Annotated in this window: 7 protein-coding genes and 1 riboswitch; of the genes, 2 read left to right on the forward strand and 5 right to left on the reverse strand. The window is 39.8% G+C overall.

Features of this window, described 5'->3' with window-relative positions:
* Nucleotides 1–1,998, forward strand: a 1,998-nt coding sequence (locus B2X72_RS09350) for a GH92 family glycosyl hydrolase (RefSeq protein WP_286849314.1), incomplete at its 5' end; no start/stop codon positions are given.
* Nucleotides 1,999–2,061: 63 nt separating this feature from the next.
* Here the strand turns inward: B2X72_RS09350 and B2X72_RS09355 are convergent.
* The 4 genes from B2X72_RS09355 to B2X72_RS09370 form a co-directional block, all read right to left on the reverse strand.
* Complete coding sequence (locus B2X72_RS09355; RefSeq protein WP_046674614.1) at nucleotides 2,062–3,243, reverse strand: homoserine dehydrogenase; 1,182 nt, start codon at nucleotides 3,241–3,243, stop codon at nucleotides 2,062–2,064.
* Nucleotides 3,244–3,280: 37 nt separating this feature from the next.
* Nucleotides 3,281–4,324: a homoserine O-acetyltransferase family protein gene (locus B2X72_RS09360; RefSeq protein ID WP_070565364.1), complete on the reverse strand. Its 1,044-nt coding sequence runs from the start codon at nucleotides 4,322–4,324 to the stop codon at nucleotides 3,281–3,283.
* Nucleotides 4,325–4,357: 33 nt separating this feature from the next.
* A complete protein-coding gene (locus B2X72_RS09365) occupies nucleotides 4,358–5,668 on the reverse strand; it encodes an O-acetylhomoserine aminocarboxypropyltransferase/cysteine synthase family protein (RefSeq protein WP_070565362.1) in 1,311 nt (436 codons plus the stop codon).
* A gap of 261 nt (nucleotides 5,669–5,929) precedes the next feature.
* Nucleotides 5,930–6,042: riboswitch (SAM riboswitch) on the reverse strand.
* A gap of 181 nt (nucleotides 6,043–6,223) precedes the next feature.
* Nucleotides 6,224–8,251 carry an FUSC family protein gene (locus B2X72_RS09370; RefSeq protein WP_070565360.1) on the reverse strand — a complete coding sequence of 676 codons (2,028 nt, stop codon included), beginning with the start codon at nucleotides 8,249–8,251 and terminating at the stop codon, nucleotides 6,224–6,226.
* A 342-nt stretch (nucleotides 8,252–8,593) separates the two neighbouring features.
* Between B2X72_RS09370 and B2X72_RS09375 the strand changes: the two genes are divergently transcribed.
* Entirely contained in the window at nucleotides 8,594–11,044 is a 2,451-nt protein-coding gene (locus tag B2X72_RS09375) for a TonB-dependent receptor domain-containing protein (RefSeq protein ID WP_175441982.1), read from the forward strand.
* Nucleotides 11,045–11,152: 108 nt separating this feature from the next.
* Here the strand turns inward: B2X72_RS09375 and B2X72_RS09380 are convergent.
* Nucleotides 11,153–12,782 (reverse strand): glutamine synthetase type III (locus tag B2X72_RS09380; protein WP_286849316.1); only part of this gene is annotated, 1,630 nt, incomplete at its 5' end.

Here is a 12,782-nt window from a genome sequence, read left to right on the forward strand (position 1 = left end):
CAACTTGATCGTCCAAAAAGCGGTTATCGTTCCGATTTTGACAAGAAGGATGAATTTGCCACTTCTGGCTATTACCGTGTCATGCTAAAAGATTATAATATACTTGCTGAGCTTACGGCAACGAAGCGTGTCGGTTTTCACCGCTATACTTTTCCAAAAACGGAAGAAGCCAACCTTATTTTCGATATTGGCCATGTGATGGGGGAAAGTGGACCGGTCGTTGATGCCGAAGTAAATTATGACAAACAGCACGTCTGGGGATATGTGGTTACCAATCCTGTCTATGTACAAAAATATCAGCAGGGGGCTACGGTCAAAATGTTTTTCTTTGCGGAGATCAACAAACAACCGAAGTCTTTTGGGACATTTAGAGATTCTATAACTTTTGACCAACATACGCGCATAAAAGGAAAAGGAGCTGGAGTATATCTGAAGTTTGGCACTGAAGCAGGCGAATCAATAGACATCAAGACGGGTTTATCTTATACTTCTGTAGAAAACGCACAACTGAATTTGCTTAAAGAGGCGAAGGATATGTCGTTTGATGCTGCAAAGAATAATGCCTTGCAAACCTGGAATAGTGAACTGGGAAGAATTTTGGTGGAAGGGGGCAAAGCGGACGACCGCATTAAATTTTATACGGGATTGTATCATGCTTTACTTGGCCGTGGGCTTGCAAGCGATGTAAATGGTGCATATCCCAAAAATGACGGCTCGGTAGGGCAGATTGCCCTAAATAAGCAAGGGCAACCGATTCATCATCATTATAATACCGATGCTATCTGGGGCGCATTTTGGAATTTGACACAGTTGTGGTCTATTGCGTATCCAGACTATTACAACGACTGGATTCAGAGTCAATTGTTGGTCTATCGCGATGCAGGTTGGTTAGGAGACGGTATTGCCAACAGTAAATACGTTTCGGGTGTAGGAACTAATTTTACGGGTTTGGCAATCGCAGCGGCCTACAATGTCGGTATTCGTGACTATGATATGAATCTTGCTTATGATGCGGTACGCAAAAATGAATTGGAAGCGAAGGACCGTCTGCCTGGAGCAGGAAAGTTAGATGTGGGAGTTTTCGTCCGCAAAGGCTACTCACCGTATATAAAAGATGATCATGGCAGTCCCGAATTAATGACCAATGGATCTCCTTTTGGCGCTTCGCATACCTTGGAATATGCTTTTTCCGCTGGAGCGGCTGCGCAATTTGCAAAATCATTGGGGCGTCAAAAAGACTATGTTAAATTTCAGGAATTATCCGATGGATGGCGCAATCTGTACGATACCACGACGAAGTTTATGCGGCCAAAGGATAGTACTGGACGATTCATTTCAAACTTTAACCCTTATGAACCATGGCGTGGATTTCAGGAAGGAAATGCATGGCAGTATACGTTCTATGTTCCGCATGTCCCACAAGAATTGGTTAAACTCGTTGGAAAGGATCTGTTCAATCAGCGGTTGGATAGTATCTTTACGGTGTCGCAGAAGAATGTGTTTGGAGGTGGTACACAAATTGACGCCTTCGCAGGGATTGAAAGTCTTTATAATCACGGTAATCAACCGAACCTGCATATCTCTTGGCTGTTCTATTTTTCTGGTAGACCTGATCTGAGTCAAAAATGGGTACGGGCAATTTGCAATGAGTTTTATGGTAACGATGCGATACATGGCTATGGCTACGGACAAGACGAAGACCAAGGACAGCTTGGAGCATGGTATGTCTTGTCGAGTATCGGCCTATTCGATGTCCGAAGTCTCACCACCGAGAAGCCCGCACTTCAGATAGGCGCGCCACTTTTCGATCGGGTAACGATACAATTGCCGAAGAAATTAAGAAAAAATAAATTTATCATTCAGGTGAAGAAAGAGCAACCCAATAGTTCTATTGTTGATCAAGTTCGGTTGAATAATCGCCTGTGGAAAGGTTGGCAACTTCCTTTTGAACGTTTGGTGGAAGGTGGGATTTTAGATCTCAAGTTGAAAGGTGACTAAATATAAGATAAAAAAATAGCCCCATTCAGGGCTATTTTCAAGGTAGGTTGGTTTGTTGATTGCCTACGCGATTTCAGCAATAAAATTGCCCTCTTGATCCAAATCAGCTTTATGGGCTGCGATTTGTTGAAGATTAATATGACCGATGACATATTTGAAATCTGGTGCGTAATATCGTTCTGTGATTTCACTGAAATTTAACTTTTCAATCAGTGTATCATCTGTATATCTCAAATAAACCTTAATTAAATAATCTTGGCTATAATTTAATGTGCTGGATTCTAAATGTTTTTTATACTCATAGCGGTATCCATAGCGAAGAGCCGCGATATCCGATAGCACAGCAGAACCTGTTGGGTGGCCACCTGCTCCTTTACCATAGAAAAATTGTTCGTCTGCAAAGGCCGCTTTCACCAATACTCCATTGTTCTCATTTTCTACATTATAGAGCATGCTGTCTTTGCCTACTAGGCGTGGTAATACATAAAGTACAACTTTGTCGCCGTCGATCTCTTTTGCCGTCGGTATCAATTTGATCTTGAGGTTCTTTTCTTTCGCAAAACGAATATCTTGCTGTCCCAATTTATCAATACCAATATTGAACACATCTTCTGGTTTGACATAGATACCGTACGCATGCGAAGCAACAATACATACCTTAAATTTGGGGTCAAATCCACCTACATCCAGCGTTGGATCTGTTTCTGCAAAACCAAGTTCTTGTGCTTTCTTTAAAGCATCTGTATATTGCTGATTTTCGTTGAAAACTTTAGATAAAATGTAGTTGGAAGATCCATTAAAAATACCGCTGACAGAATGCAGTAATTCATTGTCATAGTATTCTTCTAAATTCCGTATAATGGGAATACTTCCGCAAACGGCACCTTCATATAATAAACTGGTCCCGTATTCATGTTGGATATCAACCAGCTCTTCCAAATGGCTGGCAATCATTTTTTTATTGGCAGATACCACATTTTTCCCCGATTTCAAAGCACGAACAGTTAGTTGGTATGCTGCTTCGGCATCATCGATTAGTTCGACAACAGTATTAATTTCTGGATCACCTAAAATTGTTTCGGCATCGGTAGAAAATAAATCTGCTGGTAGCGAGCGTTTTTTATCTCCGTTTTTAATGACAAATTTCTTGATCTCCAGATTAAGATCTTTGGTTTTGATGATATCGTAAAGACCTTGGCCTACGACACCAAACCCAAACATCCCTATTGTTAATTTATTACTCATATCTCTTCTTAAATTCTCTTATATATTATTTACTCTCTTATACTAATTCGTTTATGTATTCTTTTTGTTCCCGCAGAAAGCTGCTAATGATTTTTGTGAGTTTTTTTGTTTCGATCAAAAAGCCATCGTGGCCATAGGTCGATTCAATCTCTTGATAATGGGCATTGGGAACATGTTGCGCGATGAATTGTTGCTCTTGTGGCGGAAACAACAAATCTGTATTAACGCTCAGGACTAAAGTTGGACAATCAATGCTCGCCAAAGCAGATTCAATAGATCGTCTTCCCCGACCTAAATTGTGACTGTCCATTGCTTTGGTCAGGAAATAATAGCTGTACGCATTATAGCATTTCACCAATTTTTCACCCTGATAGTTCTGATAGGAGGATGCTTTATAATGATCGAGTTTTTCGTTATCATCTTCCTTTTGCGTGTTGGCATACGTTGTATAGTTGCGGTAAGACAACAGTGCCATAGCGCGTGCAACTTTCAATCCTTTAGCTCCACCATCAGGGTGATTGGCGTAAAAGGTTCGATCAGTTGTAATGGCCAGACGTTGACTTTCATTGAATGCAATACCCCATGGTGAGTGGACGGCATTTGTTCCAACCACGATGAGATGGTTGATGGCTATACTGTGCGATACGGCCCATTCCAATGCTTGTTGACCGCCTAATGACCCCCCGATAAGGATCTCTATTTGTTTGATTTCCAGGTGGTCCGCAAGGACTTGATGTGCGTGAACCAAATCCCTCACTGTGAATTCGGGGAAAGATAGGTAATAGGGTTGTCCGGTTGCTGGGTTTACAGATAGCGGATTACTGCTATTATATGCTGATCCTATGACATTGGCACAAATAATATAATAATCGTTTGCATCAAACAACTCACCTGTTCCAAAAAGACCGGACCACCAATCCAGCACATCTGCATTGGCCGTTAATGCATGGCAAACCCAGATCACATTGCTGCGATCTGCGTTGGGTTTGCCAAATGTTTCATAACTGATTTGTAAATCAGTAAGCTCTCTTCCATTTTCAAATACAAAAGGCTCCGGGTGCAGATATATATGCTTACTCATTTCACGTTTAAGTTTTAAGCCGAAAAAATCTGATTATTTAATTTTATCAAAAGCTTGTTGTAAATCAACTTTGATATCATCAATATGCTCTATTCCTACAGAAAGACGTAATAAGCCTTTGAAGACTCCGGCATTGGCTTGATCTTCATCACTCAATTGTTGATGGGTTGTAGCTGCTGGATGAATAATCAATGACTTCGTATCACCAACATTGGCTAAATGACTGATCAATTCTAAGCTGTCGATAAAGCTATTGGCCTTTTGCGCTGCGTCACCTTTAAGCTGGAAAGAAAGTACCGCGCCATAGCCATTTTTAAGGTATTTTTGTGCGTTAGCGAAGCTCGGAGAGCTTTTTAATCCCGGATAGTTTACTTTTTCTACCTGTGGATGCGCCTCAAGCCATTTTGCGACCTCTAAAGTGTTGTCTACATGGCGTTGCACCCGCAAAGACAAGGTTTCAAGTCCTTGTAATAATAAAAATGAATTGAAAGGGGAGAGTGCTGGTCCGAAATCCCGGAGCCCTTCCACACGCGCCCGAATGGCAAATTGAATATTTCCGAATGGTCCGCTTTCACCGAAAACTTCGGAAAATACTAAACCATGATAGCCTTCAGATGGTTCGGAAAATTGCGGGTATTTTCCATTGCCCCAATTGTAGTTTCCGCCGTCGACGATGACACCGCCAATGCTTGTGCCATGTCCACCGATCCATTTAGTTGCCGATTCAACAACCACATTTGCACCATACTCCAGAGGTTTAAATAAATAACCTCCGGCTCCAAAAGTATTGTCGACGATTAATGGTAAGTCATATTTTTTTGCTACGGCAGCAATTTTTTCAAAGTCGGGAATATTGAAACTTGGGTTTCCGATTGTTTCAACATAGATTGCTTTTGTTTTATCATCAATGAGCGCTTCAATTTTATCGGCTTCGGCGTCTGTTGCAAAACGAGCTTCGATGCCTAGGCGCTTAAAAGAAACTTTAAACTGGTTGAATGTACCGCCGTATAAGTTGGATCCCGCAACAAAATTGTCACCACTTTCCAAAATATTATTTAAAGCTATAAACTGTGCCGCCTGGCCGGATGCAACAGCAACAGCTGCAACTCCACCTTCCAGTGCCGCAATACGTTGTTCGAAAACATCCGTAGTAGGGTTCATAATCCGTGTATAAATATTACCGAACTGCTTTAATGCAAATAAGTTTGCGCCGTGTTCGGCATTTTCAAATACAAAAGATGTTGTTTGATATATAGGAACTGCTCTAGATCCCGTAGTAGGGTCAGCGACTTGGCCAGCGTGAACCTGAAGAGTTTCGAATTTTAAATTTTTGTTTGAAGACATAATATATCAGATTTTAAGGGTTCAAAAAGAAATTGCAAAGTAAAAAGAGAAGCATACACACCTCCTTGAAGGGTCTGTTAAATCTTTATCCAAGAAAACGGAAATGATTTTTAACAAGCATGGAAGTGCATATGCATACGCATTCGCATTCGCATCGATACAATTGTACGATGGGTTACACTTTCGCTTATCGTGCGGTTCACTTGTGTTGAACCTGAATTTTTAATGGACTTCAGTAATTTAATAATCATTGTCTTATGTCATTTATATGCTCCAAAACGATATTGTTTTGGACAGGAATTGGCACCTTTTCAAACAAATTGAAGGTTGCCAGTGGGTCATTGAGCCAGTCTCTCGCCACTTCTTTATAAATCAAGACCTACTGATTAAGGGAGGTGTTGATTAGAAATCTTCTTTCGAAGACGATACAAATATAAACTCTTTTTTTATTAAAGCAAAAGAAAAGCTGTTTTTTAGTTAAAGGAATTTTGAATAACATACGGATCGGATCGCATATTGTTCGATGAAACTTGATAAGTAACTGTCAATCGGGTATTATGATTTCTTTAAATTGATCCGTTCTGCAGTTTGATTTAAATCTGTTAGGAGAGGTTTAAGCGCATCGATTCTACTATGGATATCATAGGCGAGGTGGCGATTCGTCTTTTTGTTTAACGATAGCGAGAGGCCCACCAAATGGGAATTGACCTGATATGCGAGTGCCTGAAAATGGTGAATATGTGACCAATCCATCCATTTGTGCTCGGGTTCTTTTTTCATTTGATTAATGGCGTCTGAAAACAGGGCCATGGCGGTCTGCGCCTTTTTACGAGCCAGTCGTATATCAAACGAACTTTGTCTTTCGTCCGACAGACGGTTATTGATGATCTGGAAATAATGCGCGTTGTAAAGGGATACCTCTTTTGCCAGCTGAACCATGCCTGTGCTCTGGCGTACAGGTATCAAGAAATAACCCGCTATAGCCAAGAATGCTCCAATCAGTGTGAAAAGTATTCGGCTGCCTAAAATGAGATTGATGTTGCCTTCGAACAGATTGAGTGCAATCACAATTCCCAAGGTAATGAAGATGACACTGACCATATAGTTAGATCGGTTGAACAAAAAGAATCCAAAAAGACCCAATGCAGCTATGGTTAGGAGTGCTGGAAGAAAATGAATAGAAATTAAGCAGAACACACCAACTATAATACCCGAGAATGTACCGACAATACGTTCTATATTACGGGTTTTTGTCATTGAAAATGCTGGCCTGGCAACAATAGCGATCGTCAGTAAGATCCAATAGGTATATTTAAAATCCAAAAATAAAATACCGATCAATGCACCTGTTCCAAAAAGAAGAGCCATCCGAACCGCAAATCGAAAAAGCGGATTATTCAGATGGAGTTTACTTTTTAGATCAGCGAGATTACGTAATGGTCGACTGATAAATTGTTGGTACTCGCTGGTGTCAATCTTATCCTGAATTTCCTGATTTTGATAAAAAGCGACCTGGATTCTGTTGAGTACATCAATAATTGCTTCGATGTTGCTTATGATCGAACATAATATACCTTTTGCTGGATCGGCCTGTTGTTCTTGAATTTCTTTTAAATCCCGTAAGAGGGCATTAATTTTAAAGTTATTATGGTATAATTGATGTGCATACCGGAACCTCTTGTTGGGTTGTGAAAAGCTATCGATTTCTAACGCTAATAATTTGATTGTGTGACGAATTAAGGGGAGGCTGCCCGTGTCTGCAAGATTTTTGCGAATTGCATCGTAGTCATGATCAAGCGCAATAATTAACTCATGGAGGTCAATTAATCCATAAACCTGACTGAGCCAATAATTGCTTTTATGCCACTGTTGGCTTATGATTTTTTTTTCTCGAAACAGAAGAGACCTGATTTGTTCCTGCTGTTCGCTGATCTGGCCATGAATTTTTCCTACGCGACTGTACGTAATATTCAAAGGAATATCGGGATCGTAAGACTGTGATCGTATCAATAGAAATTGGGACAATCCATGAAAGCCATTAGCCATGGCATGTTTTAAAGAGCGATAAGGTTGTATATAGGCTTGTAAAAGGCTAAAAAAGTAATATATTATGGACCCTGTTGTAATCTGTAAGCTAACCGCAAAGGGGTGTTGTGGGGCCATTCCGATCACAAAACTCATGAGAATCAATGTCATGTTTCCAATTGCAGCATAGCGGGCTCCAAAAATGCCGTATAAGGTGCATATAAAACCGGCTGACGCTAGCACGATAACCAAGGGCCAATGATAGGGAAATACAATAGCTGTAAACAATGATGCAATAAAGAAGGTGGGAATACATACCAGAGCTGAAGAAAGTTTATCTTTTCTGTTGCCAGGAGGATCGGTGAGTGTCGTTAACAACGATCCGACACCGATTCCGATAGCCGTGCTCGCTTGCGCTCCCAATAAATAGATCGCCAAACTTGGCAAAATACTGACTGCAACATTACGTAATGCGTCTCCAGCATGCTCGCCATGCATAAATCGTATTATAAGGATATAAATACGGTAGAGTCTTTTCTTCAATGATACAGTGCTCATGAATCAGTTTACTAATTTTCGATGCAAAAATACAAATATTATGCTTAATATTTTTTGTATACAATTTATTTGTTTTGAATTTTATTTGTTTTTTGAATTTTTATTTTGATTCGATGTCATTTTCCTACGATATGTTTCAGAAGATTCAAAATTATCTCGCATGATCCTATCCGCTGTAAAAGCGATCAGCGAAGGATAGGGTTTACCGATATTATTTGGTTGTCTACCGAGTGAATCGCACTACCTGTCTATTTCTGCTAGTCAACGTGTAATGAATACACGAGGTTTGTTGTCATTATTATGAAGTTGACTATCCGATCGATAGCCCAAAGAAATTACATTATGAAACCACAAAAAATTAAATTGCTCTTATTTTCTATTGTTTTATTCCTGTGTTCTAATGCCGGACCCGTTTCAGCACAGTCTGACGGGGGGAAATTACGTACTGTCGTTGTTGGGCAGGACAACAAGCCCATTGCTGCCGCAAATATTTCACTGTTTCGTAAACCCAATGATGTCTTGTTAAAAGGAACCTTATCCAACGAAAATGGAGAAATTGTGTTGTTTGCGATACCCGAGGGGAAGTACAGCTTACAGGTGTCCACGGTGGGTTATGGTACTTATCGTTCTGGGGAAATAATGCTGCGTGCGGGTGATTTCAAGGTGCTGGATACGATTCGATTACAGCTGGAAAGTAAAGTGCTGGATGAGGCGCAGGTAATTGGCAAGAAGCCATTAATTGAAAGTCACCTTGATAAAGTTGTGCTCAATGTCGAGAACAGTATTTTGGCAACCGGAAATAACGCATTGGAACTCTTGCAAAAGGTCCCGGGGGTAACTTTAGACAACAAAAAGATCAACCTACGTGGAAAAAGTAATGTGATCATCATGATTGATGGTAAGCCTACTTATCTTTCTGCAGATGAAGTGTCGCGCTTATTGGAAAATACAGCTTCAAATGCAATAGCCTCGATCGAAGTACTCACCAATCCACCTGCAAAATATGATGCGGCAGGGAATGCAGGAATTATTAATATTAAGACGAAGAGGAATACGCAATTTGGAAGTAATGTTAGTTTAAACCTCAATTTAGGGCAGGGTAAATATACAAAGGCTGATGGTGGCTTTCTCATAAACCATCGTAACAATTGGGTGAACTTATTTTCTTCCTATAACTATGCAACTGCCTTAGGCTTTAATGATTTAGATATCGATAGGGCTGTAGATACCAAAAGCGGGACGACTTTTTTCAATTCGGATTCTTATTCGAAATTCCGCTATCGAGGTCATAATTTCAAATTTGCGGCAGATTTTAACCTGGGGAAACAGGAGGTCATTGGATTTGTGGTTAATGGTAATGTAAGCAATGGTCATTCAACACGGGAGGGAAGCAATCTGATCGCTTCTCAAAAAGGAAAGCTTGATTCGGTAGTATTAGGAAGTAATTTGTCAGATTTTAAATACCATTACCTCACTTATAATCTGAATTACAAAAAGACATTTGATACCTTAGGGACTGAATTGACGTTTAATGGGGATTATTCATATTCGAAAAATAATGACAATAGCACTGTTGGAAACCATTTTTTGGACGCAAACTGGGAAGAATTTAAATCACCGCATATTTTCCGGAATGATATGCTTTCTAAGGCAAAAATATTAGTTTTTAAAACCGATTTTGTGCATCCTTTTAATAAAACGACGAAACTCGAGGCGGGGTTAAAATATAGCCGCGTAAAAACAGATAATAATTTGTTGTACGAAGATCAGGATCAGCAAGGCGAGTTTGTGCAAAATAATGGTCAAAGTAATCATTTTTTGTACAATGAAAATATAGCAGCAGCTTATTTCAGTTTAAATAAATCGTTCGGAAAGTTTTCGGTACAAACTGGACTGCGTGTTGAAAATACGAGCTCCCTAGGAAACTCAGTGACGCTTGGGCAACAAACAAAACGTACCTATACCGATTTTTTTCCATCAATATTTGTACAGCAACAAATTAATGATAATCACAAGCTTGGTGCGAGTTATAGCAGACGTATTGACCGCCCTGATTATGGGTCATTGAATCCCTTTGTGTATTATTTGGATCAATACACGTATCAGTATGGCAACCCTTATTTAAATCCACAATATACCAATTCGTATGAAGTAAATTATACCTTTAAAGATCGCTATTTACTGAGTTTGGGCTACAAGAGGACCAACGATGCAATCACTCAGGTGATAGAAAGTAATTCAGAGACCAAAGCTATTGCACAGACCGATCGAAATCTGGCTTATTTTGATTATTACAACATGAATGTCAATATACCCGTTAAGCTTTTTAAATGGTGGAGTATTTCTAACAATGCCAGCGCTTTTTATAATAAGTTTAGTTTTGATGAACACTCCGGAGCACAACGCCAATTGGAAAAGTTATCGTTCCAGGTAAGTTCCAATCATGATATCCGAATTGGGGAAACAACAAACCTGGAGCTGACGGGCAATTATTTCTCGCCAGCAGTATATGGCGTATTTAGTTTTCAGTCTTACTATGGCATTGATCTAGGTGCAGGTAAAACATTTCTTGACAAAAAATTGAATGTCAAGTTGGGTATAAATGATGTCTTGAATACAAGAGGCCAGCGCAGATTGTCGAGTTATCAGGAAAATGGATACTATCGTATACGAAATGCATATGATAGTCGGGTTATCCGATTGTCTGTTTCTTATCGTTTTGGTAATATGAATATTAAGTCAGCCAATAAAAAGGGAGGGAATAATGACGAAGATAATCGATTAAAAAAATAGGAGCTATTGTTGTGAGAGGAGATAAGGAGCAAGAGATGACGAACGTTCCCCTAAAACAAAAAGAGCCAGCAATATCGCCGGCTCTTTTTGTTTTATTGGGAAGTTATCTTAACTTAAAAATAAGATCTCTCTCAATTTTGGAAGAGGCCATTTTTTGTCATCAACAATTTTCTCCAATTTGTTGACATGATAACGGATCACATCGAAATATGGTTTAACTAATTCATCGTAAGCGATTGATCTCTCACGTACATCATCAATTTGGTTTGCTTTTTTACGTTCTTGACGCATTGCTTCAGCTTGCTCCAAGATGGTATTTACGTGTGTTGAAATACGTTCTACAAAGTTCAATTGAGAGCTGAATGCTGCTTGTGCCAGACCCAGGTCTTTTAATCCTTTGACGTTTTCAATCAATTCATTTTGATAAATGAAACATGCCGGGGCGATTTGGTTGTTAACCATCTCTTCGATGACACGCGCCTCAATTTGTAATTTTTTATAGAAGTTTTCAAGCAAAATTTCGTGGCGAGCTTCTGATTCACGTTTGGTATAAATACCTAGTGATTCAAACAGGGCTAAAGATTCTTCTTTTACATAAACATCTAATGCTTTAGGTGTCGATTTGATGTTAGAAAGACCACGTGCTTCGGCCTCTTTTTCCCATTCTTCGCTGTATCCATTGCCTTCAAAGCGGATAGCTTTTGAATCTTTGATGTATTTGCGGACAACATTTAAGATCGCAAGATCTTTTTTCGTGCCTTTTTTGATTTGTTTATCTACTTCTGTTTTGAACTCGATCAATTGCGCTGCAACGATCGCATTCAACACGGTCATCGGTAAAGCGGAGTTTGCAGAAGAACCAACAGCGCGGAATTCAAACTTGTTACCTGTAAAGGCAAATGGTGAAGTACGGTTCCGGTCTGTATTGTCCAGTTTTAATTCAGGAACTTTAGGAATACCATGCCATAAGTTTGCCTCTGCTTTTACTTTTTTAGCAACACGAGCAGATTCAACTTCTTCCAAAAGCTCATCCAATTGAGAGCCTAAGAAAATTGAAATAATTGCTGGTGGAGCCTCATTTGCACCCAGACGGTGATCGTTGCTTGCACTAGCGATAGAAGCGCGCATCAAATCAGCGTATTCATAAACAGCTTTGATGGTATTGACGAAGAAAGTCAAGAACATCAAATTGTTTTTAGGTGTTTTTCCAGGAGATAATAAATTTACACCAGTATTTGTGATTAAAGACCAGTTGTTGTGTTTACCAGATCCGTTGACACCAGAGTATGGTTTTTCATGCAACAATACTTTGAAGTTGTGTCTTAAAGCAACTTGTTCCATGACATTCATCAACAATTGGTTGTGATCGATGGCCAAGTTGATTTCTTCGTACATTGGAGCACATTCAAATTGAGAAGGTGCAACTTCGTTGTGACGAGTCTTTAAAGGAATACCTAATTTTAGCGCTTCGTTTTCCAAGTCCACCATGTACGCTAATACGCGCTCTGGAATCGCACCAAAATAGTGGTCTTCCAATTGTTGGCCTTTGGCCGACATGTGGCCAAATAACGTACGGCCCGTTAACTGAAGATCTGGACGAGCATTATATAAGGAAAGGTCAACCAAGAAATACTCTTGTTCAATACCTAGAGAAGCGTTTACTTTAGTGACCGATTTGTCAAAATATTGAGCAACATCCGTTGCCGCTTTATCTACTGCGTTGAAGATCGGAAGAGCG

The sequence above is a fragment of the Sphingobacterium sp. UBA7253 genome (assembly GCF_002472745.1).
Lineage (GTDB): Bacteria > Bacteroidota > Bacteroidia > Sphingobacteriales > Sphingobacteriaceae > Sphingobacterium > Sphingobacterium siyangense.